The organism is Mesorhizobium sp. INR15 (genome assembly GCF_015500075.1).
Taxonomy (GTDB): domain Bacteria; phylum Pseudomonadota; class Alphaproteobacteria; order Rhizobiales; family Rhizobiaceae; genus Mesorhizobium.
Genome location: NZ_CP045496.1, coordinates 4,643,426 through 4,670,281 on the forward strand (window position 1 = coordinate 4,643,426; position 26,856 = coordinate 4,670,281).

The following is a 26,856-nucleotide window of genomic DNA, read 5'->3' on the forward strand; positions in this document are numbered from 1 at the left end:
ATGATTCCAGGGACGTGAAATGACTACCAAGGAACACACCGGAATTGGGTCGGGCGATGCAATCAAGCTCGACGAATTCAATTTCGCCGAGATCGTCAAGGGTTTGCCGGCCAAGGCGCGGATGGTGCTATCGGCGGCGATGAACCTGCCGCGCGGCTCACTCAAGGTGAGGTTGCCTGACGGCCGCTCCGTTCTCGTTGGCGGCAAAGGTCCCGGCCCCGATGCCGAACTGGTGCTGAAGAACTGGCGTCTGCCTGGCCGGGCATTTTCCGGCGGCACCATCGGCGTTGCCGAATCCTACATCGACGGCGATTGGGAAAGCCCTGATGTGACCAGCTTCCTCGAACTGTTCGTCATCAACTCGGCGATTGGCGAGCGTGTCGCTGGCGGCGCCAGCTGGGTCATCAACACTGTCCAGCGCATCCGCCACTGGTTCAACGAGAACACCCGCACCGGGTCGAAACGCAACATTTCCGCGCATTATGACCTTGGCAATGCCTTCTACAAGGAGTGGCTCGACCCGAGCATGACCTATTCCTCGGCCCTGTACACGACCGGCGCCAATGATCTGGAAAGCGCGCAGGCCGCCAAATATCGTGCCTTGGCCAAGGATATCGGCATCGGCAAGAAGGACCATGTCCTGGAGATCGGCTGCGGCTGGGGCGGCTTTGCCGAGTTCGCGGCGCGTGAGATTGGTTGCCGGGTCACCGGCCTGACGATCAGCCGCGAACAGCACGATTTCGCCAAGGCGCGCATCGAGAAGGCCGGGCTGAGCGACAAGGTCAACATCAAGCTGCAGGACTATCGCGACGAGACCGGCACTTATGACCGCATTGCCTCGATCGAAATGTTCGAGGCGGTCGGCGAAAAATACTGGCCGGTGTTCTTCGGCAAGATGAAGGCCTGCCTGCGGCCAGGCGGCACGGCGGGCCTGCAGATCATCACCATCAACGAAGCCGCCTACGCCACATACCGCGCCAGGCCGGATTTCATCCAGCGCTACGTTTTCCCGGGCGGCATGCTGCCGACACCCTCGATCCTGAAAACGCTGGGCGCCAACCATGGCCTTGCCCATTTGCGCGAGCGCGTCTTCCCCGAGGATTACGCCCGCACGCTGGCCGATTGGCGTGAGCGCTTCTGGGCATCGTGGGAAAAGATCGTTCCGCTCGGCTTCGACGACCGCTTCAAGAAGCTGTGGGAGTTTTACCTGCACTATTGCGAGGCTGGGTTCCGGGCCAGCTACATCGACGTGCGCCAGGTGATCTACAAGGCGTAGTGCGCGGCAAGTCCCCACGCCCGCATAGGCTTGGGGACTTGGTCGAGGAGCAAAGTCCGGGCAGCCCTCAGAGAAGAATGCGGTATTTCGCAAAACCCGCTTCGCCATCGCCCGCGGGTTCGATCTTCAGTGATTTGACGTCGGCTATGAAATCCTTTGCCTTGGCGCCGGTCTCGAACACGACGCTGGTTCCGGGCAGTGCGGCGAAAGACCAGTTGCCATCGGCGGACGGATTGATCGTACCCTGGCTGACGACATAGCGGACGATGACGTCCCGGTTGGTATCCGGCGCCTCATAGATGATCTTCGAGGCATTGATGTCGGGGAAATTGCCGCCGCCTCCAGCGCGGTAATTGTTGGTGGCAACGACGAATTTCATTTTGGGATCAATTGGTTTTCCATCGAACGTCAGATCCACGATGCGATTTGAACCGGCATTGGCCACCCCACCCTTGGCGTCATATTTCGGCGGCTGCGACAGGTCGATCTTGTAGGTGACGCCGTCGATGACGTCGAAATTGTAGGACGGAAACTCCGTGTTGATCAGCGGCTGGTCAGCTTTGCCCGGCTCGATCTTGTTGAAGATGCCGGCCGACATTTCCAGCCATTCCTTGACCTGCGCGCCGGTGATTTCGACCGCACGCACGGTGTTTGGATAGAGGTAGAGGTCGGCGACGTTCTTGATGGCGATATCGCCCACCGGCACGTCGGTGTAATAATCGGCGCCGTTGCGCCCACCCGCCTTGAAGGGAGCCGCCGCCGACAGCAGTGGCACATCCTTCCATTGCGTGCTCTTGAGGATATCTTTCAGGTACCAGGTCTGCGCCTGGCTGACGACCTGAACCGACGGATCGTCGGCGACCAGAGCGAAATAGGAATAGAGCGGCGCCGAGGTCTTGCCGACAGGGCGGCGTACATAGGCAAGGGTCGCCTGGTGATCCTGCTCGAGCGCGGCGATGATGCGATTGTCGTCCGGAACAGTCGGCTTGTTCTTGTTGTCGACACGCTCGAAAATCGGCCGCGCCTCGGATGTCGCCGAAATCACTTTCCATTTCGACCCGTCGCGCTCCAGCATCAAGTCGATCAGCCCCATATGCGAGCCCCAGAAGCCTCCCATGACGGCGGGTTTGCCTTGCAACGTGCCTTTCTGGGTGTCGACGGCTTCCAGAGACTGAAAATCCTTCTTGCCGGGGAAGACGAGGTGCTGGTGGCCGGTGAACACGGCATCGATGCCCTCGACGCCGGCGACGAAGAACGAGGCGTTCTCCATCATGTCGCCCTGCTTGGTGTCGATGCCGGAGTGCGAAAGCGCGATGACGATGTCGGCGCCTTCCTCCTTGATTTGCGGCACCCATGCCTTGGCGGCCTCGACAATGTCACGCGTCTTGACGTTGCCTTCGAGGTTCTTGAGGTCCCAGACCATGACCTGTGGCGGCACGAAGCCGATGATGCCGATCTTGATCGGTTGTTCGGCGCCTGACCCGTCCTTGATCTTCTTTTCGACAATGACGTAGGGCTTGAGATAGAGCTTGTCGTCGCGCGGGTTCGTGGCCAATTGCGTGCCGCGGATCAGGTTGGCGCAGACGAAGGGGAAATTGGCGCCGGCCAATACCTTGTCCAGGAAGGACAGGCCGTAGTTGAATTCGTGGTTGCCCAGCGTCGAGCATTCATAGCCGAGCAGGTTCATGGCCTTCATGATCGGATGAAGATCCCCCTCCTTCATGCCTTTTTCGTAGGCGATATAGTCGCCCATCGGGTTGCCCTGCAGCAGGTCGCCATTGTCGATCAGCATCGCGTTGGTGGCTTCCTTGCGCACCGCGTCAATCAGCGACGCCGTCCGTGACAGACCCATAGTGTCGTTCGCTTTGTCGGCGTAGTAATCGTAAGGCAGCACGTTCACATGGATGTCGGTCGTTTCCATGATCCTGAGGTGCGCCTGATTGGCCTGGGCTCGGGCGGAGAACGGGTGCAGCATGATCAGTGCCCCTGTGGCGGCCATCCCGGCTAGTAATGAACGACGGGAGACGGGTTGGAGCAGTTGCGACATTGTGTTCTCCTTCTTCAACGACGTGACAAGTCCTGCCCGGAGCGAACTTCGCGCTGAAACTCGTGGGAGTCCATTCAAGAAGTCGCGCGTCGGATTGCAGTCCCATCAGCAACAGATGACGCGCGGATGACTAACGTGGTGTCAGCTCTTGTCTTCGTCGCCTTGCGTGATCAGCCGCGCGCTGCGCTGGCCTGTCGCGTAGATCCATAGCCAGCTTAGTGAAACCGCCAGCCGGTTGCGGAATCCGATCAGGAAGTAGATGTGGGCAAGACCCCAGAGCCACCAGGCCGGCCAGCCGGTGAGCTTGATCCAGCCAAAATCGATCACGGCGGCGCGCTTGCCGATCGTCGCCAGGTCGCCCGCATGCTTGTAGTGGAACGGCCGGGCAGCCGTGCTACCGCCGAGCCTCGCCTTGATGGTCGCGGCAACATGCCGGCCTTCCTGCTTGGCCGAAGGTGCCACGCCAGGCACGGGCCGCCCGTCGGGCCGCATCACAAGGGCGGCGTCGCCGATGACAAAAATCTCCGGGCTGCCTGGCACGGTCAGGTCTGGTTCGACAAGCACCCTGCCCGCCCGATCCGCCTTCGCCGCCAGCCATTCGGCGGCAGGTGAAGCGGCGACGCCGGCGGCCCACAGGATGGTCCTGGCCGGCAGATGCGTCTCCCCAAAGACGACACTTTCAGCATCACAGCGCGTAACGGCGCGTCCAAGCTCGATCTTCACGCCAAGCCGCTCCAGGGCCTTGCTGGCATAGTCGGAGAGTTCTGGTGCGAAATTGGACAGGATGCGGCTGCCTGCCTCGATCAGCACCACGCGCGTCTGGCGTGTGTCGATGTTGCGGAACTCGCCACGCAACGTGTCATGCGCCAGTTCGGCGATGGTGCCGGCCAGTTCCACGCCGGTTGGGCCGCCACCAACGATTGCTATCGTCAACAGCGCCTGACGCCTGGCGGGATCGGTTTCGCGCTCCGCCTGTTCGAAGGCCAGCAGAATGCGCCGGCGAATGGTGGTTGCATCCTCCAGCGTCTTCAGCCCGGGTGCGAATGGCTCCCACTCATCATGGCCGAAATAGGCGTGGCGGGCGCCAGTGGCGAGCACCAGCGTGTCGTAGGCAATCGCGCTGCCATCGTCGAGCAGCACGCGCTTGCCAGCACGATCAACGCCAGTGACATTGCCAAGCAGCGTCGTGACATCCTTGCGCTTGCGCAGGAGATGACGGATCGGCCATGCGACCTCCGACGTTGCCAGCGCCGTGGTAGCCACCTGATACAAAAGTGGCTGGAAGAGATGATGATTGCGCTTGTCGATCATGGTCACGCGCACCGATGCACCGGCAAGCGCGCTGGTCAATTCGAGGCCCCCGAAACCCGCGCCGACGACGACGACATGATGGCTGGCTTCGTTCATCTCATTCACTCCTGACGAGTAAAATCACCTGGCCGTGATGTAGGTGCTTTTGTGCAGTGCAACAACACCTCCCCGGCATCTACCCGGGACTCGTCGCCGAATGTCGTGAATACACGTACCGCTTGCCGCAAGCAGGTATAGTTTGATCAAAATAGCGGGATAGGTGAAGCGTGGCTAACGACCATGACGAAGAAGGTCCGGCGCAGTATTCCTCGCCACCTTGTTTCATGCATGAACTCGCCCCCGAGTTTCGAGCGCCGCTATCCGACTGGACCGATGTAAGACGCTGGCGCAAGGCCGAGCGCGAACGCCTGATCGCCGCCCGCCTCGCTGTCTCAGCTGATGTACGAGCGGCCATGTCGCAGCGTATCGCCGAAGGTCTTGACGCCGTGATCGGCGACATCGCCGGACGCTTGGTCAGCCTTTATTGGCCGTTCCGTGGCGAGCCTGACCTGCGGCCATGGATGGCCTCCGTCAACGGGCGAGGCGGACGTACAGCGCTGCCGATTGTCATCGAGAAGGGCCAGCCGCTGATTTTTCGCGCCTACGCGCCAGGCGACCGGCTGGAAAAGGGGGTCTGGAACATTCCGATCCCAGCCGAGGGCGACCCGGTTCTTCCCGACATTGTCATCTCACCGATTGTCGGCATCGACCCCGGAAACTATCGCCTCGGCTATGGCGGCGGCTTTTTCGACCGCACGCTGGCGGCAATGCCATTCAAGCCGCTGGTCATCGGCGTTGGCTATGAATTGCAGCGCATCGCGACCATCTATCCGCAACCGCACGACATCCCGATGGACCGGCTCGTTACCGAGGCCTGACAGCGCTGCTGGAAAATGAGGCCAGTCGGATTTCCGTTTCGCAAATGTCACGTGACAAAAATCCGACTTGGTCGACAAATAGCATGATCCTTAAGGAGACCATGCCGCGCAAGACTGTTGCGACATGCGCCCCTGCCGGATCCAACAGTGTCCAGCCGGTCCTGGATTGACTGCTTCACAACGGATGACAAGATGATCGGACGAACCATAGCGGCTGCCCTTGCAATTGCGTTTTCCCTTTCGCCTTCGCAACCACAGCATCGTTTGCCGAGCGGCTACAAATGGGGCCGCTGCCTCCTCGTTGTTGACGGTCAGACTCGCATATCCGGAAAATGCTCCTATCAAATCGAGAAGGGCGGCGATTTTAATATCCAGGGGCCTCGACAGGTTTTCGCAGGTATCGACTATCCTGACACGCATAGTGGGGCTGGGGAAATGTCCCAGGATTACTGGGCAGTTTTATACAAGGACGGTGATCTTTGGGAGGGCTATGGGAATTCGGATATTCGCGAAACGCATGGTCAACCAGGAGATTGGGGAGACCTTCGGCGCGAAGGCGCATGCTATGTTGGAAAGGATGTCCGGGTGTGCCTTTGGCGTTAGGCCATCTCGGGCTTCAGGCCCATCGCCGTGCGGTCGACGATTTCGCGCAAGGCAAATGACGAATTGATCTTCGTCACATGCGGCATCGCCGACAGCCATTCCTTGTGGATGCGCTCATAGTCCACGAGATCCTTGGCCGCGATCCTGAGGATGTAATCGTATTCGCCCGACATCAGGTGGCACGACAGCACGTTGGGGCAGCGTTTGATCGCGGCCTCGAAGTCCGACAATGTCTTCTCGAATTGGCCTGACAGCGAAATGTGCACGATCGCGGTCATCTGGTGGCCAAGGGCTGCGTTGGACAGCCGGGCGTGGTAGCCTCGGACGGTGCCGGATTTTTCCAGATTGTCCAGCCGCCGCGAGCAGGCGGACTGCGACAGGCCAACTTTCTCCGCCAGCGCAGCATTCGGTATCCGTCCGTCTTTCTGCAGCGTCTCGAGAATAGCGATATCAATCCTGTCGAGCGGCATTCTTCGTGGATCCTGCGAAAACTGAGCAATTTGACGCAACGATTACCGAAACTAGGCCGGTCGCGCAAGCGCATTCGCAAACACTTGCGCACCGATTCGTGGTTCACTTCGACAATACAGGGAGTGAGCCCCAAAGGGCCGGATCAGGAGAAGAAAATGCGCGTTGGCTGCCCTCGGGAAATCAAGAACCATGAATACCGCGTCGGCCTCACGCCAGGCGCGGTCCGCGAATATGTCGCGCACGGCCACGAAGTGCTGGTCGAGACCGGGGCCGGTGCCGGCATTGGTGCCGACGACAACGCCTATCGCGCCGCCGGCGCCACGATCGCAAAGACGGCCGCCGATGTGTTCGCCAAGTCGGACATGATCGTCAAGGTCAAGGAGCCGCAGCCCAACGAATGGGTTCAGTTGCGCGACGGCCAGATTCTCTACACCTATCTTCATCTGGCTCCGGATCCGGAGCAGACCAAGGGCCTTCTGGCTTCCGGCGTTACGGCAATCGCTTACGAGACCGTGACCGACGACCGTGGCGGTCTGCCGCTGCTGGCGCCGATGTCTGAAGTTGCCGGCCGCCTGTCGATCCAGGCTGGCGCCACGGCACTGCAGAAGGCCAATGGCGGCCGTGGCGTGCTGCTCGGCGGCGTGCCGGGCGTGCTGCCGGGCAAAGTCACAGTGCTCGGCGGCGGTGTCGTCGGCCTGCATGCGGCGCGGATGGCGGTCGGCCTCGGCGCCGACGTCACCATCATCGATCGTTCCATCCCGCGGTTGCGCCAGCTTGACGACATTTTCAACGGCCGCGTCCACACCCGCTACTCGACGGTCGAAGCGCTGGAGGAAGAGTGCTTTTCCGCCGACATCATCGTCGGCGCCGTGCTGATCCCGGGCGCCGCCGCACCGAAGCTGGTTTCGCGCGAAATGCTGTCAGGCATGAAGAAGGGCGCGGTGCTGGTCGATGTCGCCATTGACCAGGGCGGCTGCTTTGAGACGTCGCACGCCACCACCCATGCCGACCCGACCTACGAGGTTGACGGCGTGATCCACTACTGCGTCGCCAACATGCCAGGCGCCGTGCCGGTCACCTCGGCCCATGCGCTCAACAATGCCACGCTCCACTACGGCCTGCAGCTTGCCGACAAGGGGCTGAAGGCATTGATCGATGACCATCACCTGCGCAATGGCCTAAATGTCCACAAAGGCAAGATCACCAACCGTGCCGTTGCCGAAGCGCTCGGTTACGAGTTGGTCGAGTCCAAGGCCGTTCTGGCCGCCTGATCTTAAGTCGACTAATATTCCTCCTGTCAGCCCGCCGGTTATTCCGGCGGGTTTTTTCTTGGAATGACGCCAATCTCGAAAGCCTTTTTTTCGAGCATTTTCCTATGCATATTAGCGAAACAAGATGTTCCCCGGCAGCACTTTGCCTGCCATTGTTGCATTTTTGCCATTCCTAAATTAGTCGACTCCCTGCTAGAGAAGCCTCGGGGTTGTTTTTATGGGGTATGGGCTATGTTCAATCGCGTATCTGCGAAATCTATTCTTCTTGGTGCTGTCTCGGCAGTGGCGCTGATATCGGTCGCGCATGCGGCTGACGTTGTGGCGCCGGTCCAAGGAACCGCCGGCTACAACTGGAGCGGACTCTATGTTGGTTTCGGCGGTGGTGCAGGTGGCGGGGTTCACGACCTGACCGCAGGTGGAACCTTTGCCCTTCCCTTCGGTCGCGACGGCGTTTTCGGTGAGCTCACTGTTGGTTACGACTATATGGTCAACGAGCGTTTCCTCGTCGGCGCTTACGCAGATGCCCGCTACGGCAACATCGGCTTCTCGCTTGACGTTCCCGGTGGATCCTTCAAGAGCGAAGCCGACTACGGTTTCGACGTCCTAGCCAGGGCGGGTTATCTCGTCACGCCACAGACGCTCGCCTATGTTCTTGGCGGCTACAGCCGTCAGCATTTCAAGATCAGCGCTACCGGCGTCGGGACATTCTATGATTGGAGCTCCAATGGCTATGTGCTTGGCCTTGGCATGGAGACAGTTGTTCACAACAACTGGACCCTGAAAGGTGAATACCGCTATTCCAAGTACGCCAGCAACGATCTGGGCTCCGGCGGCTTTATATCCACCGATCCGTCCTATCATACCTTCCATGTTGGATTGAATTACCGGCTGAATGGCGGAGCCACGGATGCAGGGTTCGAAACGCCGGCCTATAACTGGACCGGCTTCTATGTCGGTGGCGCTCTTGGCGCAGGTTCGACCAAAGATAAGTTTGGTAATTTCTTCGGCACTGGGTCCTTTAACGGCTTCGGTGGCGATGGTGTCCTTGGCGAACTCAGCGCCGGCTACGATCATGACTTCGGAAGCTGGGTTGCAGGTGTCATGGTTGACGGTCGGTATTCTGGCATAAGCTCAGAGGTCGGATCCGGGTTCGGCCTTGGTTTCAAGGTTAGTGCTGACTACGGCTTCGATGTACTCGGCAGGGTTGGCATGAAGGCCAGCGAATCGACGCTTGCCTACGTGCTCGGTGGCTACAGCTTGCAGCATATGAAGCTGGATGTACCGTCAGGTGGCGGTGGTGGCCCCCTACCTGACTGGAATTCCAGTGGTTATTCGGTCGGCGGCGGCATCGAGTCGGCGCTCACCGACAAGGTGGCAGTCAATCTCGAATATCGTTATTCACACTTTGCATCAAAGGATGTCGGTGGCGGCACCGAGATTACACCGTCGTTTCAGACCGTTCGTTTGGGCCTGAAATACAAGTTCAACTAAAAGCCCCTCCAGGCAAAAGTTTTCAGCCCGTCGGCAATGCCGGCGGGCTTTTTCTTTGCACATCTGCGATGTTCAGCTGAAGGCAACAAAAAAGCGGAGCCAAGGCCCCGCTTCCTCTGATGTCGAGATTTCCCGCCGGTTCATCCGCGGTCGGCAAATCGATCGACACGTATCTTCTAGCGCCGCAATGCGACGACAGTGCGACAAGTACCGGCGACGCGGTTTGGTCGCTTCAGGCCCGCTCGATGCGGCACTGATAGCAATTGTTGCGCGCCGAGCGGACGTGAACATAAGCGATATCATCCCGACCGAAGAGCGTTTCGGCTCGAGCTGCTATCTCGTCGGTTGGGATGACGCCGCCACTGCCGTAAACAATACGATCGTCGTTGCCGTAACCGCGCACGATGTAGTCGAAACTGCCGAGTATCTCGGGCAACCCCTCTGTCTCGGTGGCACGCTCGCACTCGTCAGCGTGCAAGAAAACTGGCCCGGTCTCGGCGTAGGGTTGGAGTTCGGGAAATGGCCGGTAGGCAAGGACAAGATAGCCATCGCCCGCGGCAACGTTCTTCAGGCAATGCCTGCAAGGCACGCCGTCGCCGTCGGAAATCTTGTGTTCAGGCGTCCGGCCATAGGCATCCGGGCCGCCGCGCTGCAGGGCTCTCACATTTTCTGTCGGCAAGGCTGTGAACTGGATGGTCATGGCGAAAGTCTCCGGTGTCGTTGACCGGAAACTATGCGCTCAACCTCAGGCCTCCCACCCGATTCCTGCCAACCCTATCCGGACCAGACCGGCATGCGCCGATCGGTCCCGATCCTGTTTGGCTACAGGTCGCGGATTGCAGCCTGATTTGGGTGATAGTAGCCGGCTAATAGACCGCCGCAACAGAGTGCCAGCCGGCGGAAATCTGTTTCCGTCCGCCTAGCGGACAAAGTCGTCAAACCGGCGAAGCGTCACCCGGCGATTGCGCCAGTTCTCGCTCTGGGTCTGCACGAGCAGAAACTCCTCGCCGTAGCCAACCGTTTCGAGCGCTCGGCCAGGGACGCCGAACTCACGCACCAGTGTGCGCTTCAGCGAGGCGGCGCGCTGTTCGGACAGGAGCTGGTTGGACTGGAAGGAGCCTACCGCATCTGTATGGCCTTCGATCAAGACACGAGCACCAGGGTCACGGCGCAGGATGCGATCCAGTGCGTCGGCAATGTTTTCGATCTTGCTGTACTGCGTTTCGGAAATGGCCGACGAGCCGAAGGCGAAGTTGATTGACTGGATGTCGATCGAGCGGGCCATCTTGCGCAAGTCCGGACGCCGCTTGAAGTCGCGAATGGTAACCCGCTCATTCGGCCGCAATTTCACGCGCGGCGCGGCCTCAAGCTGACGCTCGATGGTTGCTGCCGAAGGCGTCGTCGCCTGTGCAGCGGCGAGGCTCGGCATGGCTATTGCAGCGATCAACGCGGCGGCGAGTGTACGGCGGGTCAGCATGTCTTTTTCTCCTTCAGCCCGGTTTGTTGGTGCCGGCAAGATGGCAAAGACAGTCTGAAGCCGCGATGAACGGGAAGTTCAGATTCCTCGAAAAATCACGGCCGCATTACGCTGGCCGCGCGTTCGGCGAACGGCAACGGATGCACGGTTTCCTTCTTCTGTGCCACCGGTGTGAAGCCGAGCTTCTGGTAGAGCGGTAGTGCCGCCGGATGATCCAGCGTGCAGGTCTGAACCGTTACACGCTTTGGCCCATGCGACCATGCAGCGGCAATCGCGGCTCCCAGGAACCAGCGGCCTATGCCTTGCCCCGTTGCATGTTCCATCATGCCGAAATAGGCGAGTTCAACCTCATCGGGCAAATGCGGCTTGAGATCGAAGAAACCGGCCGGCGCGCCGTCAAGATACATCACCCTGATATCGCGGTCCTCGCGGTGGATACCGGCGGCAAGCTCATCGTCGTCCAACCGAAGCACATTGACCCAATGCCATTTGCGCCCCACCCGATCCATCAGGTAGCGGTAGAAATGCAGTGGAATTTCCTTGGTCTTCAGTAGTGCGACCTGCCTGTTGTAAGGCACAGGCGGGGAATACGGCGGCGGCACATGCATTTCGAGAAAAGTCACCGTGACTTCGATGTCTTCCAGCACGCCATTTTCCATCACCATTACTCCTTGCCCGTCACCACGGGGGTATCGGAGAGCCCACCCCACTCCGTCCAGGAGCCGTCGTAGAGCCTGTTGTCGGTATGGCCAAGCGTCTCCAGTGCCAGTGTGACAACAGCTGCCGTCACACCAGAGCCGCAAGACGTGACAACGGGCTTCGACAGGTCGATGCCCGCATCCTCGATGACCTTGCGCAACCGGTCCTTGGACAACAACACGCCGTTTTCCGAAAGCGCCGAATAGGGCAGATTGCGTGCGCCGGGCATATGACCGGAGCGTACTCCGGCGCGCGGCTCCGGCTCCGAACCGGTAAACCGGCCCGCGCCCCGCGCATCGGCGATCTGACTCTCATTGGTTCCGACCATCCGGCGCATGTCGGCAAGGCTGGCAACGCGGCCGGCGTCGAAATCGGCATGAAACACGTTTGGCGCGATTCGGGTCGGCTCAGCCGTCACAGGCCGTCCCGCTGCCTGCCAGCCATCGAAGCCGCCATCCAGGATGTAGGTCTGGAACACGCCCATCACCCTGAACATCCACCATGCCCGCGGCGCCGAGAAAAAGCCGGGGCCATCATAGACAATGATTGTGTCATCGGCCGAAATTCCCATCGCGCCGACATATTGGGCAAAATGCCGTGGCGACGCCAGCGTGTGGGGTAGAGCAGAATCCGGGTCCGACACGGCGTCTTGATCCAGAAAGCGCGCGCCTGGAATGTGCGCCGCTTCATATTCGGCGCGCGCGTCACGCTTCTGCACCGGCAAATACCAGGAGGCATCAACGACTGTCAGGCCAGGCTCGCCGAGGCGGGCCTGCAACCAATCCGCGTCGACGGTGAAAGGACTATCTTCGGCCATTCTTCTTCTCCTGCCCGGCCCTCGCCAAAGCGTTATAGAGCAATACGCGTTGTATCAGGCTGCGGGCATCGGCCCGAAGCGGATGCGGAAGCGCCGGTTTTCGCGCCCCTTCTTCTCGATCTTGCCGATATGGATCTCGCCGACCTCGCCCGTGCTCTTCACGTGCGTGCCGCCACAAGGCTGGCTGTCGATGGAAGCATTGTCGCCTATACAGACCAGGCGGATCTTGCCGGTGCCTGTCGGCGGGCGAACGTTCTTGGATTTCACCAAACCCGGATTGGCGGCCAATTCCTCGTCGCCGATCAGCCTGACAAAGATCGGGTGGTCCGCCCGAACCAGCTCCATCATGGCTGCCGTCACATCTTCCCTGGTGAAGCCGGTATCCGGGATGTCGAAGTCGACACGGCTATCATCTTCTGAAACCGATGCGCCGGTGATCGGGAACGGACAGACGACAGTGAGCAGATGACAGGCGGCGTGCATACGCATCAACAAATGCCGCCGTCCCCAATCGATGGCGAGTTTCACGTTTTCACCGGCCGTCAGCACCGCTTGCTCCAGCGCCGGCACGTGGATGATCTCGTCCTTGGTCTCGCCGGTGATGGTGGCCGCTATGGTGATCCGGCTGCCGTCGGCACGCTCGAGATACCCGGTGTCGCCCGGTTGACCGCCCGAGGTGGCGTAGAAAATTGTCCGGTCGAGAATGATGCCGCCACGGTCATTGATGGCAACAACCGTTGCCTCAGCCGTCCGCTGATAGGCATCGTCGCGAAACAGCGCCTCGGTCTTGTGCGCCATCACTCAGACCTTTTCAAACGGCACTGAAATTGTGCTTTTCTCGTCCATCCAACCCGGTACCGGCAGGTTCTTCTCGCGCAGGAACGCCGGGTTGAACAGTTTCGACTGGTAGCGCGTGCCATAGTCGCAAAGGATGGTCACGATTGTGTGGCCGGGTCCCAGCTCCCGGGCCAGCCGGATCGCACCGGCAATGTTGATGCCGGTTGAGCCGCCGACGCACAGGCCCTCTTCCTGGATCAGGTCAAAGACAATCGGCAGCGCATCCTCGTCCGGAATCTGGAACGAGAAATCGGGAGTGAAGCCTTCGAGATTCGCGGTGATGCGGCCCTGCCCGATGCCTTCGGTGATCGAACTGCCTTCGGATTTCAGCTCGCCGCTGGTGTAAAAACTGTAGAGCGCCGCACCCAGCGGATCGGCGAGCGCGATTTTCACGTCGCGGCTCTTGGCCTTGAGCCCAAAAGCGACGCCGGCCAGCGTGCCACCGGAGCCGACCGCCGAGACAAAGCCATCGACCTTGCCGCCCGTCTGGGCCCAGATTTCCTCCGCCGTGGTGCGGATATGGCCATCGCGGTTGGCGACATTGTCAAACTGATTGGCCCAGATGGCGCCGTTCGGTTCGGTCCTGGCCAGCTGCTCGGCCAGCCGTCCCGACAGTTTCACGTAATTGTTGGGGTTCTTGTAGGCAACCGCGGGCACCTCGATCAGCTCGGCGCCAAGCAGCTTGATGGTGTCCTTCTTTTCCTGGCTCTGTGTTTCAGGAATGACGATGACGGTGCGGTAGCCGAGCGCCTTGGCGACGAGTGTCAAGCCGATGCCGGTGTTGCCGGCAGTGCCCTCGACGATGATGCCGCCCGGCTTCAGCAGCCCGCGTTGTTCCGCATCGCGGATGATGAACAGGCCGGCGCGGTCCTTTACCGATTGTCCCGGATTCATGAATTCGGCCTTGCCCAGGATCTCGCAGCCGGTCTCGTCGGAGGCTTTGTTGAGGCGGATCAGCGGTGTGTTGCCGATTGCGTCGATCACGGAACGGGGCATCAAGGATTCCTTTGTGCTTGTAGCGAAACCCTAGAAACCCGGCGCTTCGGTTTCAAGGCAAGAATTTGCCTGGTCCAGTCGCATTCCAGGCACTGCGGTGGTCACGAGGCTTCTCGATAACAGATGCGTTGCCATCGTGCCGATTTCCATGATCTGCTGACAGCACTCTTTTCATTCGATTTCTTCACCGCTAGAGCATTGGCGACAGGTTTGCAGGGCACAGCATGACACTCTACCGGGCCAACCCGCAGCACGGCGTCGCCTGGATTACCGGGGGCAGCAGCGGCATCGGCCGTTCCCTGGCCAAGGACCTCGCCGCCCAAGGCTATACCGTCGCCGTGACCGCGCTCGACGACGATCCGATCGACACGCTTGTCGTCGAGACGGCGCAGATGCCGGGCAGCGTCAAAGCCTATCCATGCGATGTGACCGATGAGCCGCGCATGGCAAGGACCGTCGCCATGATCGAGAAGGAACTCGGTCCCATCGTGCTTGCCGTGTTCAATGCCGGGAATTACATCGCCACGCCGGGGGAAAACCTCACCGTTCGCGATTTCCGCAAATCCTTCGAAGTCAACTATTTCGGCATCGTCAATGGCCTGGTGCCGCTCGTCGAGCGCATGCGCGTCCGCGCGCGCGGCCATATCGTGCTCGTCGGCTCGGTCACTGCCTATTTCGGCTGGCCAACCACGGCCGCCTATGGTGGCACCAAGGCAGCGATCAACATCCTTGCTGAATCGCTGAAGTATGATTTCGACAAGATGAATGTCCGCATCCAGGTGATGAATCCGGGGTTTATCGACACGCCGCTGACCGAGAAGAACATGTTGCCGATGCCTGGACTGATGCCGGTCAACCGCGCTTCGCGGCGTATGGCCAAGGGGATCAACTCCGGCGGCTTCGAAGTCACCTTCCCACGCCGGCTGAGCTGGGGTTTGAAGTTGCTCAGCATCCTGCCGAGGCCGCTCTGTCGCTGGTTCATCAGCCTTGCGACCCACTGGCCGGCGCGTCCCCTGAACTACGACCGCAAGCCGCCGCAAGACTGAACCACGCTGGCATGTCTCTCAGGTAGCAGCAAATGCGGTACAATCGCGGTGGGATGCGCCGGCTCGTCCGCGTTGTCCCAGGCCTGAAATTCAATTAGCCGCCATCGCAGACGCACGTTGCGTGTTCACCGCCGCCGCCATAGTTTGCGGACCAATCTGGGTCGGGAGTTTTGAATGGGGCGGCGCATCGTGCTGATTCTGCTGGCGGTGGTGGTTGTGCTCGCGCTGACCTTCATGCTTGGCCCGCGCGTTGCGGTCGACACGACGATCCATTTCGATCCCTCGGCGATCGGCGACGATCCGCAGGCCTATGTGGCCAAGGAGGAGGCCGCCACACCCGGCATCCGCGACGGGCTCGAGAAGGAGATCGTCTGGGCCGATCCGATGATGCATGCCAAGACGCCGCTGGCGATCGTCTACATCCACGGCTTTTCGGCATCGAAGGGGGAGGTTCGCCCCCTGCCCGACGAAGTCGCCGACCAGCTCGACGCCAATCTTTTCTACACCCGCCTGACCGGCCATGGACAGGATGGGGCCGCGATGACGCTAGGCACCGTCAACGCCTGGATCAACGATTACGAAGAAGCACTCGCCATCGGCCGGGCGATCGGCGACAAGGTTGTTGTCATCTGTACTTCCACCGGTGGCTCGCTCGCTGTGTGGGCGGCAACGCAGCCCGGCGCCTCGGACGGAGTGGCGGCAATCGCGTTCATATCACCCAATTTCGGCGTCAAGGCATCCGGCGCCGAACTGCTGACCATGCCGTGGGGCAAGCAGATTGCCGAGCTCGTCGCCGGCAAGGAGCACAGTTTCGTGCCGCGCAACGCGCTGCATGAGAAATTCTGGACCTATCGCTATCCGATGAGCGCAACACTGCCGATGGCAGCGCTGACCGAACTGGCTTATCAAGCGCCTGTCGAGAAGGCCACCATCCCGGCTCTGTTCATCTTCTCGGATGCCGACAAAGTGGTGCGGCCCGACCGCACCCGCGAGATTGCCGGCCGCTGGGGTGTCGCACATGAGCTGGTGCCGCTCGAAGCCACTGGCGACCCGGACAATCACGTCATTGCCGGTGACGCGCTGTCGCCGTCGACCACGGCCTACCTCGCGCAGAGGATTGCTGTCTGGGTCGAGGCGGTGGCGAAATAGAGGTCAAACAAAAAGGGCGGCTGAAGCATCGCTCCAGCCGCCCTCGTCGTTGTCGGTCAACGGCGATCAACCAGCCTAGTAGGACTGGCTGAAAGCAACGCGGTCTGCTTACGCCGCCCGCGCTGCCGGGCGCTTGCCGCCAAAACGGCGCTTGTTGTTGCCCTTGAAGGGCTTGGCGCCTTCCGGCTTGCGCTCGCCGGCGAACGCCGGCTTTTCGCCAAAGCGCTTCTTGCTGGGGCCATTGTTCTGGCCGCCTGGCCGCCTGCCATCGCGACGGCCATTGCGGTCGTTGCGATCGTTGGCGGGCTCAAAGCGCTCGTTCTTTTCAGCCGGGTTGCGCACCGGATCAGGGCTGCCGAGATGGTCGGCAACGATCGGCAGCTTGGTGCGGATGATCCGCTCCACCTGACGCAGCTTGCTGTTTTCCGAAGGATCGCAAAGCGTGATCGCGATGCCGTCCATGCCGTTGCGGCCGGTACGGCCGATGCGGTGGACATAGCTTTCGGCTTCGTCCGGCAGGTCGAAGTTCACGACATGACTGATGCCGGGCACGTCGATGCCGCGCGCCGCAATGTCTGTCGCCACCAGGATGCGAACCGAGCCGTCACGGAAATCGTTGAGTGCCTTCTGACGGGCGTTCTGCGACTTGTTGCCGTGAATGACGGCGGCCTTGAAGCCGTCGCGCTCGAGATCCTTGGTCACCCGGTCGGCACCATGCTTGGTGCGCGAGAAGATGATGACGGATTTCATGGCTTCATCGCCGAGCATCGTCGAAAGGACCTGGCGCTTCTGCTTGGTGCGGGCGAAGACCACGCCCTGCACGATCTCGGCCGCCGCGGTGCTCTGCGGAGCGACTTCGACGCGGATCGGGTTCTTCAGCAGGCCTTTCGCCAATTCGGCGATTTCGTTGGGCATGGTCGCCGAGAACAGCACTGTCTGACGGTCCGGCGCGGTCGCCTTGGCGATGCGCTTGACGTCGTTGATGAAGCCCATGTCGAGCATGCGGTCGCCTTCGTCCAGCACCAGCCATTTGGTGTCGGCAAGCATGAGGTCACCTTCGCGGACCAGGTCGGTCAATCGGCCGGGAGTGGCGATCAGGATGTCGACGCCGGGAGCAACCTTCTTCACCTGGCTGAAGCGCGAAACGCCGCCAAGCACGAGAGCCGTCGAGACATGCGCGCCCTTGGCCAGGATCTTGATGGTGTCCTCGATCTGCACGGCCAGTTCACGCGTCGGCGCCAGAATCAGCGCACGCGCCGTCTTCGGGCGGCGCTTGGTGCCGAGAGCGATGATCTTCGACAGGATCGGCAGCGCGAAGGCCGCGGTCTTGCCCGAGCCGGTCTGAGCGATGCCGAAAATATCGCGGCCTTCCATCTGCGGCGGGATCGCCTGGGCCTGGATCGGCTTGGGATCGGTAAAGCCGGCTGCATGGGTCGCCTTGAGCAGCGCGCCGGTAATTCCCAGTGCTGCGAAACCGTTCAGTTCCGCGGTGTTTTCATTGGTCAAAATAATCTTCTTTCACGCGGCTTCTGGCCGCAAACATCAATGGCGGCAGGGCGCAACCTGCCGTCGAACAAATTGTCATGGAACGACAAGGCGGCGGACGGTTTCGTCCGCGCGGCTGCGCTGTCGTGCCCGCAGGCTTCATGCCACGGGGCTTTTTCACCACCTTGCCGATCGACCTTAAGCCGATTTGCCGGAAAGAGGGAAAACAGACGCAACCAGTCTCATTTGTCGAGAAGGCCGGATTGTTCCCGGCCCAAGCGCCTATGCCGCCGCATATGGCCCAGTTCGCCTCGAAATGCAAGAGGCTTCATGTTGCAGCGCAGCAAGTCCATGACGCAAGCGGCGCTTGCGCTCCCCTGCTGGCGCGATTACCACGAAATGCCGCTGGCTTGGGAGATACGCGATGAAGGACGTGCTGAAGGAACTTGAGCGCCGCCGCGAGATCGCACGCATGGGCGGCGGCCAGGCCCGCATCGATGCCCAGCACAAGAAAGGCAAACTCACCGCCCGCGAGCGCATCGAGGTGTTTCTCGACGAAGGTTCGTTCGAGGAGTTCGACATGTATGTCGAGCACCGGTCTACCGATTTCGGCATGGAAAAGACCAAAGTCGCCGGCGACGGCGTCGTTACCGGCTGGGGCACGGTCAACGGCCGCCCGATCTACCTTTTCGCCAAGGATTTTACGGTGTTCGGCGGCTCACTCTCCGAGGCCCATGCAGAGAAGGTCATCAAGGTGCAGGAAATGGCGCTGCGCAACCGCGCGCCGATCGTCGGTCTTTACGATGCGGGCGGCGCGCGCATCCAGGAGGGCGTGGCCGCGCTTGGCGGTTATGCCGAAATCTTCCAGCGCAATGTTCTCGCCTCCGGCGTCATCCCGCAAATCTCCGTCATCATGGGACCTTGTGCCGGCGGTGACGTTTATTCGCCGGCAATGACCGACTTCATCTTCATGGTGCGCGACACGTCCTACATGTTCGTCACCGGGCCGGACGTGGTGAAAACCGTCACCAACGAGACCGTGACCGCTGAAAGCCTTGGCGGCGCGTCCGTCCATACGACAAAGTCCTCGATCGCCGATGGCGCCTACGACAATGATGTCGAGGCGCTGCTGCAAATGCGGCGGCTGGTCGATCTGCTGCCGGCGTCGAACACCTCCGAAATCCCCGAAATCGACTGCTATCAGTCGGTCACCGACCATGACCTGTCATTGGACCGGCTGATCCCCGACAACGCCAACAAACCCTATGATATCAAGGAGCTGATCCTGAAAGTTGCCGATGAAGGCGACTTCTTCGAGATCCAGCAGAACTTCGCCAAGAACATCGTCACCGGTTTCGGCCGCGTCGAAGGCCGCACGGTTGGTTTCGTTGCCAACCAGCCGATGGTGCTGGCCGGCGTGCTCGATTCCGATGCCAGCCGCAAGGCAGCGCGCTTCGTGCGCTTCTGCGACTGCTTTTCGATTCCGCTCGTCACCTTTGTCGACGTGCCTGGCTTCCTGCCCGGCACCGCGCAGGAATATGGTGGCTTGATCAAGCATGGCGCCAAACTACTGTTCGCCTACGCCGAGGCGACAGTGCCGAAGATTACCGTCATCACCCGCAAGGCCTATGGCGGCGCGTATGATGTGATGGCCTCAAAACATCTGCGCGGCGACATGAACTATGCCTGGCCGACGGCGCAGATCGCGGTGATGGGAGCCCGGGGCGCGGTCGAGATCATCTACCGCAAGGATATCGGCGACGCCGAAAAAATCGCAGCATATACAAAAGCTTATGAGGATCGGTTCTTGTCACCCTTCGTCGCCGCCGAACGTGGTTATGTCGATGAGGTGATCATGCCGCATTCCACCCGCCGCCGCATCGCCCGCGCGCTTAGAATGCTGCGCAACAAGGACATGCAGAACCCCTGGAAGAAGCACGACAACATTCCGCTATAGGGTCTATCCGTCGCCAAGACATTTCTGATCAAAAAGGCATCACTTGTTGGACCCCATCCTCGTAGTCAGCTTCCCGGCGATCGGCGATTTCATTCGTAGCCATTCGGCCATCCAGATCATTGCCCAGAAATTTCCTGATCGTCCGATCGATGTCATCACGTCGTCGATGTCCGCGCCGCTGGCTGGCCTGATGCCGAACGTCCGGAAAGCCTGGACGCTGGACAAGAAGCCGCTGCTGCAGGGGCTCGCGGACCGCTATCGGCTGGCCCGCGAGTTGCGCCAGGAGAAGTATGGAACCGCCTATCTGTTGACGAGCGCCACCAAGGCCGGGCTTGCGCCATGGATGGCGCGCATACCCGAACGCATCGGCTACCCCCGAGAATTCCAGTTCGGCCTGGTCAACCGGTTCCCGGCCGACTGGTTGCGTCAAATGCTCAATCTCGGCACGCAGCATCTGCGTCTCTATGAAGAGGTCTGCGATATCGCGACCCTCGCCAGGGAGCCCGTCCCTGTGGAGGGATGGCCGGCGCCCCGGCTAATTGTCACTCCGGAACAGGTGAACGACTGGCGCCACCGGAACGGCGTAGACCCGGTAAAACCCGCGTTGGCGATTTATACATCCGGGCTTGACGACCGGCGGGCCTGGCCGATCGACCGTTTCATCTCGATCGCCAGGGATTATGCCCGGCGTGGTTGGTCAATCTGGATCATCGGCGCCACGCGTGAGCGCGAGGCCACCGAACAGATCATGGCCGCGGTCCCGGAAGCGACCCATTTCAAATCGTCGCTCACCGAAACGATGTGCCAGATCGCTGCTTCGACCATGTTCCTCGGCGTCGATGGTGGCCCGGCGCACGCAGCCGGCGCCCTTGGCGTTCCCAGCGTTCTGATCTTCCGGTCGAATTGTTCCTACGAAGGCAGCCCGGTCAATCACGATGTCCGGCTGGTGGAACCACCGATTTCAACGCCAAGCCGGGTGCAAGGCGCGCTGGGCGTCAGCGTGAATCAGGTTCTCGATGCCATGGCGCGCCTGTACGCCGACCGCTACGGCCCATAATCGACAGAATTCACTCATCTTGCGCCGCACCGAAACCGGCGCCCATGGTGGCGCGGGCGCTACTCGCCCACGGCGTCGCATGGTTGTCGATGCGCATCTGGAAGATGAAGTAGGTCGGTGAGCAGAAACCGATGCCTTTGACCTTGGCGATGCCGGGCGTGTCGGGCGGCAGCGACTGGCACATGTAATCCTCACGGCAGAAATGATCGGCCGAACAAGCCGGCCGATTGCCACGATTGACGGCGCCGCCGAGGCATTGGTCGAAATTATTGGTGGCCACGCAGATGTCGAATTTCTTGCCGCCGACCAGGCCGCAGATTTCATTCGGCATCGGTTTGCCGGCTTTGAAGCTGGCGAAAGCACGATCCTTGTCGTCGCAGCCGCGGTAGGCAATCCCCGCCGGCACGCCGATCTTGGGCGGGCGGCAGGTGTAAGCGGTGCGCGACGCCTGCGGCGCGAAGGCCGCGAATTGGCCCGTGATGCTGTAGCGGTCGTTGAAAGGCCGCGCCGCGTTGCTGGCGATGGAGCCGGTCAGGCAGGGATGACCGGAAAACATCTCCGTGCTGTCCTTGGGCAGCAGGCATTGCGCCAGTTTTGTCCTCACACCCGACGCCGCTGTCAGCTGCGTGCAGACCGTGCCTCCGCCGCACTGCCAGGTTGGACCGAAGCGGGCAGCATCCTCCGGCATCAGGCACGGCATTGTCATCTCGGCTGGCGCGTATTCGACCGAGCCGGCAGCAGTCCAGTCAGCCGGCGGCGCGAAGGACAGTGGCCGGAAGCGGTTCGGCTCCTTGCCTTCGACGGTCGCCCGCAGCCAAGCTTGGCGGCGCGGTATCTCGGCATGAAGATGCGGCGAGATGCCAACCTCGATGCGGTTGAGCGGTGACGTCGTGTTGTCATCGCGCCCAATGAAATGGAAACCGGCGGTCGAACCGGCCTGATGACAGCCCTGGCAGGCGCCATTGTCGAGCCTTTCGACCAGCGCTTCCGGGCTGCGAACCAGCTTCAGTGCCGAATAGTCGAGGCCGGCGAAATCCTTCGGCTCGAAAAGCGGCGTGAATGGATGGTTCGCCTGTCGCGCGCTGCCGAAGGTCGACCACGAGATAACCTTCCTGGCCAGGAACTCGTCAGGGATTTCGTAGACGCCGAGATCGACGGCAGTGACATTTGCTCTGACATAGTCCGCGAGCCTCTGTTTCAAGGCCACATCCTGCGACAGCCGGGCCGTATCAGGCGTGTTTTCCAGCGGCTTCTCGCTGACCACAGCGCCATCTATTCCGAAAATGCGCATGAGATAGGCAGCCTGGCCGCCAAACTCGGTTTCCTGACCGGAGGGGAACCGCACCACCTGTGCGTTAAGCTCGAGCTGCTTGAAAGCCAGCCCACTCCTTTCGATCGGCCCACCCATCAGCCAGCCGGCATCGACCGTTTCGTCGAGCTGTGGGGTCCAGCGCCCGGCGACGCCCGTGCAGCCGCCATCGGCATCGGGGGCTACCGAATAGACGGCGTTGAAATTGAACGGCAGCGCGAAGCCAGCTGTTTGCCGTTCTTGCGAAAGCTGTAGGCAAGGCGATAGACAAAGCGCACCTCACCGCAACCCTTGTCGCCTCGCACCGCGGCGAAATCGCGCCGATCGAGCCGGTTGACGAAGCCAACCAGCCGGAACCGGGCGGCCTCGGTCTTCAGCCAGCGCATGTCCATGACGCGCCCGACATTGCCGTCGGTGACCTCATAGAGCGTTCGCCCGCCAGCCTTCATTTCGGCCCGCAGCGCGGCGACGTCCGATGCCACGGTCTCAACGATCGCATGATAGGCCCGTGCGGTGTCGTACAGGGTTTTCAGATCGCCTTCACCTGCTGTGCTGAAAATGCGGGCAAAGCCAAAGCCCTTGGCATCCAGCACGGCGAGCACGGACGGATCATCGACAATCGTCACCGGACCTTCGGCTCGCACCGCCGATGCCGTGAAGACGACAGCGAGGGTGGCCAGCAGCAGCGCCAGGGCGCGGCTCATTCAGCGGCCTTGCGCGCGTCGAAGAGCTCGCGCAGCACCGGGACCAGCGCTAGAGGCAAATCTTCTGCGATCAGCCCTGGTCCAAACCGGCTGCCGGCCTCGGCGTGGATCCATACCCCGGCGCATGCCGCCTCGAACGGCGGCATGCCTTGTGCCAGCAGGCCGGCAATGATGCCTGACAAGACATCGCCCGAGCCGGCGGTGGCCAGCCAAGGAGCGCCGTTGGCATTGATCGCGGCTGTGCCATCTGGTGCCGCGATCACCGTGTCGGCACCCTTGTAGACGATGACGGCGTTGGCTTGTGCTGACGCGGCACGCGCCTTGGCCAGTTTGGACAGGTTTTTGTCCGCCGCAATGTCGGGGAAAAGCCGGCCGAACTCGCCCTCATGTGGCGTCATCACCAGGGCCGGAGCACCCTGCTGGCGGGCGGCTTCGAAAAATGCCTCGGGCTGATGCGCCAGTGATGTGATGGCATCGGCATCGAGCACAATCGCGCTTCGATGGTTTGAAGGCGGAGGTAATGCACCATCCGCCAAGGCCGCGATCAACCGCAAGGCAAAATCACCCACTTTGGGTTTGGGGCCGAGCCCCGGTCCAAACACCAGGGATTCGGGATGCCGCGCCGCGAGGAATTCCTGCACCTCTTCAAGCGAGCCCGCCTCGCGCAGCATGATCGATGTCAGATGCGCGGCATTCGTCTGCATGGCGTTGGCCGGTGACAGAACGGTCACCGCTCCCGCCCCGCTTCTTGCGGCGGCCATGGCTGACAGCCGCGCCGCACCCGTAGCACCAGGGCCGCCTGAAAAGACACCGACATGACCACGCTTGTACTTGTGTGCGTCCACCGCCGGCACGGGAAATTCCCGCAGCCACAGGGCTGGCGCATTCTCGAAGGTCGCCACGCCAAGCAGGGCGATGATGCCGTCACCGATGCCAATATCGGCGAGCGCGGTTTCACCACACTGTTCTCGTCCCGGCAGCAGCAAATGGCCGGGCTTCTTTCGCGCGAAAGTGACGGTGATTTCGGCGCGAAACGCCTTGCCCAGCATTTCACCGCTGACGCCGGAGACGCCGGACGGCAGATCGACGGCAACCACAGGCAGACGCATAGCTGTCACGACATCCACGGCTTTCGCATCATCGCCAGACAATGGCTTGGACAGTCCTGCCCCATAAAGCGCATCGACCACGAGCGAGCCGGTCTCGGCCACGAAATTCGACAATGGCCGTGCTTTGACCGGACATTCCGCCGCTGCAAGCGCGGCATCCGTTCCCGGTCTTGGGGACCCAGAGGCCCACACCGCCGTGTCAACGCCACTGGCCGCCAGGAAGCGGGCTATGACATAGCCATCGCCGCCATTGTTGCCGGGACCACACAGCACGTGCACGCGTGTCGCCTGGGGATATCGGGCCAGCACAACAGCGGCGACCGCCGCGCCAGCGTTGCGCATCAGGCCGATGCCGTCGAATGGACCGGCGTCAGTAGCCAGCCTGTCAGCCTCGCTCATCTGCGCCGGAGAAAGAAGTTCATGGGTCATGGATTGCCGATCCGCCTTCGATAAAGCATTGTCCAGTTTCCGGTTCGAAAGCAAACGGGGAAGAGATGGGTTGCCAGCGATCGACTGCCTGCTAAATGCGCGATATGCCTAATTATTGGGCAGCCGCCAGGGCTGACCCTATGCAGGGTCGAGGTTGCCGTGACGCATCCATGCAGCGAATGACGCGAATTCACATCTCGACGCGGCATGCTATTGAAATCGCCTGACACCGCTTCGAATCCCTTCAACTGGCACAGTTCGTGCTTGAAGAATGCGCAAGCGGGGGCTCACAACCCGTTTTTTTGGCAGTGGAGGCCACTTTTTACATGAAAAAGATCGAAGCGATCATCAAGCCATTCAAGCTGGACGAAGTGAAGGAAGCGCTTCAGGAAGCCGGACTGCAAGGCATCACCGTGACCGAGGCCAAGGGTTTCGGCCGCCAGAAGGGTCACACAGAACTCTATCGCGGCGCTGAATACGTCGTCGATTTTCTGCCCAAGGTGAAGATCGAAGTCGTGCTCGGCGACGATGCTGTCGAAGGCGCGATCGAAGCCATCCGCAAGGCGGCTCAGACCGGGCGCATCGGCGACGGAAAAATCTTCGTTTCCAACATAGAGGAAGTCGTGCGTATCCGTACCGGCGAAACCGGCATGGACGCGGTCTGACGCCTCGGGCCAAGACCTCCTCTTGAAACGTCATCACCAAAAAACGTCATCACACAGGGATAAATGACATGACGACAGCCAAAGACATCATGAAGCAGATCAAGGACAACGACGTTAAATTCGTCGACCTGCGCTTCACCGACCCGAAGGGCAAGCTGCAACACGTGACGATGGATGTCATCGAAGTCGAAGAAGACATGTTCGCCGATGGCGTCATGTTCGACGGTTCGTCGATCGCCGGCTGGAAGGCCATCAACGAGTCCGACATGGTGCTGATGCCCGACCCCGAGACGGTCCATATGGACCCGTTCTTCGCCCAGTCGACCATGGTCATCCTGTGCGACATCCTCGATCCGGTTTCGGGCGAATCCTACAACCGCGATCCGCGCGGCACCGCCAAGAAGGCCGAAGCCTACATGAAGGCCGAAGGCATCGGCGACACCATCTTTGTCGGCCCGGAAGCCGAGTTCTTCGTGTTCGACGACGTCAAGTACAAGGCCGATCCCTACAACACCGGCTTCAAGCTCGACTCGACCGAACTGCCGTCGAATGACGACACCGACTACGAGACCGGCAACCTTGGCCACCGCCCGCGCGTCAAGGGTGGGTACTTCCCGGTGCCGCCGATCGACAGCGCCCAGGACATGCGCTCCGAAATGCTGACCGTGCTCGCCGAGATGGGCGTACGGGTTGAAAAGCATCACCACGAAGTGGCTGCCGCCCAGCACGAGCTCGGCATCAAGTTCGACGCGCTGGTTCGTAACGCCGACAAGATGCTGATCTACAAATACGTCGTGCATCAGGTCGCCAACGCCTATGGCAAGACGGCAACCTTCATGCCGAAGCCGATCTTCGGGGACAATGGCTCGGGCATGCACGTCCACATGTCGATCTGGAAGGACGGCAAGCCGACCTTCGCCGGCAACGAATATGCCGGGCTGTCGGAATCCTGCCTGTATTTCATCGGCGGCGTCATCAAGCACGCCAAGGCTATCAACGCCTTCACCAACCCGCTGACCAACTCCTACAAGCGCCTGGTGCCGGGATATGAAGCGCCCGTGCTGCTCGCCTATTCCGCACGCAACCGTTCGGCTTCGTGCCGCATCCCGTTCGGCAACTCGCCGAAAGCCAAGCGCGTCGAGGTCCGCTTCCCCGATCCGGGCGCGAACCCCTACCTCGCTTTCGCCGCGCTGCTGATGGCCGGCCTCGACGGCATCAAGAACAAGATCCATCCCGGCCAGCCGATGGACAAGGATCTGTACGACCTGCCGCCGAAGGAGTTGAAGAAGATCCCGACCGTCTGCGGTTCGCTGCGCGAAGCGCTGCAGAGCCTCGACAAGGATCGCGGCTTCCTGAAAGCCGGCGGCGTCTTCGATGATGACCAGATCGACAGCTATATCGAGCTGAAGATGGCTGAGGTGATGCGCTTCGAAATGACGCCACATCCGGTCGAATACGACATGTATTACTCGGTCTGATATTCAGCCTGATATCAAAACCCTTGAGAGGTTTATCCGAACCTCTCAAGGGTTTTTTGTTGCCGTCCGGCATGCGCAATGGTTGATCGACCGCGCTGCGGCCGTCTCTCATTTTCTTTGATTTTTTGTAGAAGCACGGCAACAGCCGTTCGGTGCTGCCTCGGCCAGCAAGATCAAGCCAGGAGCGAGCGGTACACTGCCTCAGGCTGCAATGTCCGCTCGTCCGGCGCCCGTGCTATCGTTAACGAAACCCCG

23 protein-coding genes are annotated in these 26,856 nt (G+C 60.9%); 10 read left to right on the plus strand and 13 right to left on the minus strand.

What is annotated here, in order from left to right; genetic code table 11:
- Window positions 1-19: 19 nt before the first annotated feature.
- Window positions 20-1,276, plus strand: coding sequence for an SAM-dependent methyltransferase (locus GA829_RS22575; RefSeq protein ID WP_195174846.1), 1,257 nt, complete (start codon window positions 20-22; stop codon window positions 1,274-1,276).
- Between the two features lie 67 nt (window positions 1,277-1,343).
- Here the strand turns inward: GA829_RS22575 and GA829_RS22580 are convergent, their stop codons facing one another.
- On the minus strand, window positions 1,344-3,323 hold the full coding sequence (locus GA829_RS22580) for a bifunctional 2',3'-cyclic-nucleotide 2'-phosphodiesterase/3'-nucleotidase (RefSeq protein ID WP_195174847.1): 1,980 nt from the start codon (window positions 3,321-3,323) through the stop codon (window positions 1,344-1,346).
- 141 nt (window positions 3,324-3,464) lie between these two features.
- A complete protein-coding gene (locus GA829_RS22585; RefSeq protein ID WP_195174848.1) occupies window positions 3,465-4,730 on the minus strand; it encodes an NAD(P)/FAD-dependent oxidoreductase in 1,266 nt (421 codons plus the stop codon).
- A 170-nt stretch (window positions 4,731-4,900) separates the two neighbouring features.
- Here GA829_RS22585 and GA829_RS22590 point away from each other — a divergent pair, with 170 nt between their 5' ends.
- Window positions 4,901-5,551 carry a 5-formyltetrahydrofolate cyclo-ligase gene (locus tag GA829_RS22590; protein WP_195174849.1) on the plus strand — a complete coding sequence of 217 codons (651 nt, stop codon included), beginning with the start codon at window positions 4,901-4,903 and terminating at the stop codon, window positions 5,549-5,551.
- A gap of 599 nt (window positions 5,552-6,150) precedes the next feature.
- Here GA829_RS22590 and GA829_RS22595 read toward each other — a convergent pair.
- Entirely contained in the window at window positions 6,151-6,624 is a 474-nt protein-coding gene (locus tag GA829_RS22595) for an Lrp/AsnC family transcriptional regulator (protein ID WP_195174850.1), read from the minus strand.
- 156 nt (window positions 6,625-6,780) lie between these two features.
- Here GA829_RS22595 and ald point away from each other — a divergent pair, with 156 nt between their 5' ends.
- Together ald and GA829_RS22605 are read left to right on the plus strand one after the other, a co-directional pair.
- The gene (gene ald / locus GA829_RS22600; RefSeq protein ID WP_195174851.1) at window positions 6,781-7,896 is read left to right on the plus strand and encodes an alanine dehydrogenase; all 1,116 of its coding nucleotides are present in this window, start codon (window positions 6,781-6,783) and stop codon (window positions 7,894-7,896) included.
- A 231-nt stretch (window positions 7,897-8,127) separates the two neighbouring features.
- Window positions 8,128-9,387 (plus strand): outer membrane protein, encoded by a 1,260-nt coding sequence (locus GA829_RS22605; protein ID WP_195174852.1) that lies wholly within the window; start codon window positions 8,128-8,130, stop codon window positions 9,385-9,387.
- Window positions 9,388-9,619: 232 nt separating this feature from the next.
- Here the strand turns inward: GA829_RS22605 and GA829_RS22610 are convergent, their stop codons facing one another.
- From GA829_RS22610 to GA829_RS22635, 6 genes are all read right to left on the minus strand, one after another.
- Entirely contained in the window at window positions 9,620-10,087 is a 468-nt protein-coding gene (locus GA829_RS22610; protein ID WP_195174853.1) for a DUF1203 domain-containing protein, read from the minus strand.
- Window positions 10,088-10,306: 219 nt separating this feature from the next.
- On the minus strand, window positions 10,307-10,864 hold the full coding sequence (locus GA829_RS22615; RefSeq protein ID WP_195174854.1) for an OmpA family protein: 558 nt from the start codon (window positions 10,862-10,864) through the stop codon (window positions 10,307-10,309).
- Between the two features lie 95 nt (window positions 10,865-10,959).
- Window positions 10,960-11,523, minus strand: a complete 564-nt coding sequence (locus tag GA829_RS22620; RefSeq protein WP_195174855.1) for a GNAT family N-acetyltransferase — start codon at window positions 11,521-11,523, stop codon at window positions 10,960-10,962.
- Window positions 11,524-11,528: 5 nt separating this feature from the next.
- Entirely contained in the window at window positions 11,529-12,380 is an 852-nt protein-coding gene (gene sseA, locus GA829_RS22625; RefSeq protein WP_195174856.1) for a 3-mercaptopyruvate sulfurtransferase, read from the minus strand.
- A 54-nt stretch (window positions 12,381-12,434) separates the two neighbouring features.
- Window positions 12,435-13,178, minus strand: a complete 744-nt coding sequence (locus tag GA829_RS22630; RefSeq protein ID WP_195174857.1) for an alanyl-tRNA editing protein — start codon at window positions 13,176-13,178, stop codon at window positions 12,435-12,437.
- A 3-nt stretch (window positions 13,179-13,181) separates the two neighbouring features.
- Window positions 13,182-14,213, minus strand: a complete 1,032-nt coding sequence (locus GA829_RS22635) for a cysteine synthase A (RefSeq protein ID WP_195174858.1) — start codon at window positions 14,211-14,213, stop codon at window positions 13,182-13,184.
- A gap of 224 nt (window positions 14,214-14,437) precedes the next feature.
- Here GA829_RS22635 and GA829_RS22640 point away from each other — a divergent pair, with 224 nt between their 5' ends.
- The gene (locus GA829_RS22640; protein WP_195174859.1) at window positions 14,438-15,259 is read left to right on the plus strand and encodes an SDR family oxidoreductase; all 822 of its coding nucleotides are present in this window, start codon (window positions 14,438-14,440) and stop codon (window positions 15,257-15,259) included.
- A gap of 174 nt (window positions 15,260-15,433) precedes the next feature.
- A complete protein-coding gene (locus GA829_RS22645) occupies window positions 15,434-16,408 on the plus strand; it encodes an alpha/beta hydrolase (protein WP_195174860.1) in 975 nt (324 codons plus the stop codon).
- A 108-nt stretch (window positions 16,409-16,516) separates the two neighbouring features.
- On the opposite strand, the gene GA829_RS22650 is transcribed toward GA829_RS22645, so the two are convergent.
- Window positions 16,517-17,914: a DEAD/DEAH box helicase gene (locus GA829_RS22650; RefSeq protein ID WP_195174861.1), complete on the minus strand. Its 1,398-nt coding sequence runs from the start codon at window positions 17,912-17,914 to the stop codon at window positions 16,517-16,519.
- A 403-nt stretch (window positions 17,915-18,317) separates the two neighbouring features.
- On the opposite strand from GA829_RS22650, the gene GA829_RS22655 reads away from it, so the two are divergent.
- Together GA829_RS22655 and waaF are read left to right on the plus strand one after the other, a co-directional pair.
- On the plus strand, window positions 18,318-19,850 hold the full coding sequence (locus tag GA829_RS22655; protein WP_195174862.1) for an acyl-CoA carboxylase subunit beta: 1,533 nt from the start codon (window positions 18,318-18,320) through the stop codon (window positions 19,848-19,850).
- A gap of 46 nt (window positions 19,851-19,896) precedes the next feature.
- Window positions 19,897-20,907 (plus strand): lipopolysaccharide heptosyltransferase II, encoded by a 1,011-nt coding sequence (gene waaF, locus GA829_RS22660; RefSeq protein WP_195174863.1) that lies wholly within the window; start codon window positions 19,897-19,899, stop codon window positions 20,905-20,907.
- 10 nt (window positions 20,908-20,917) lie between these two features.
- On the opposite strand, the gene GA829_RS22665 is transcribed toward waaF, so the two are convergent.
- The 3 genes from GA829_RS22665 to GA829_RS22670 form a co-directional block, all read right to left on the minus strand.
- Window positions 20,918-22,315, minus strand: coding sequence for a hypothetical protein (locus tag GA829_RS22665; protein ID WP_258051836.1), 1,398 nt, complete (start codon window positions 22,313-22,315; stop codon window positions 20,918-20,920).
- Window positions 22,316-22,398: 83 nt separating this feature from the next.
- A complete protein-coding gene (locus GA829_RS36840) occupies window positions 22,399-22,920 on the minus strand; it encodes a hypothetical protein (RefSeq protein ID WP_258051837.1) in 522 nt (173 codons plus the stop codon).
- Window positions 22,917-24,458 (minus strand): NAD(P)H-hydrate dehydratase, encoded by a 1,542-nt coding sequence (locus GA829_RS22670; protein WP_195174864.1) that lies wholly within the window; start codon window positions 24,456-24,458, stop codon window positions 22,917-22,919. The genes GA829_RS36840 and GA829_RS22670 overlap by 4 nt, the downstream gene beginning before the upstream one ends.
- Before the next feature lie 326 nt (window positions 24,459-24,784).
- On the opposite strand from GA829_RS22670, the gene GA829_RS22675 reads away from it, so the two are divergent.
- Together GA829_RS22675 and glnA are read left to right on the plus strand one after the other, a co-directional pair.
- Window positions 24,785-25,123, plus strand: coding sequence for a P-II family nitrogen regulator (locus tag GA829_RS22675; protein ID WP_006205430.1), 339 nt, complete (start codon window positions 24,785-24,787; stop codon window positions 25,121-25,123).
- Between the two features lie 68 nt (window positions 25,124-25,191).
- Window positions 25,192-26,601 (plus strand): type I glutamate--ammonia ligase, encoded by a 1,410-nt coding sequence (glnA, locus tag GA829_RS22680; RefSeq protein ID WP_195174865.1) that lies wholly within the window; start codon window positions 25,192-25,194, stop codon window positions 26,599-26,601.
- The last annotated feature ends 255 nt before the right edge of the window (window positions 26,602-26,856 follow it).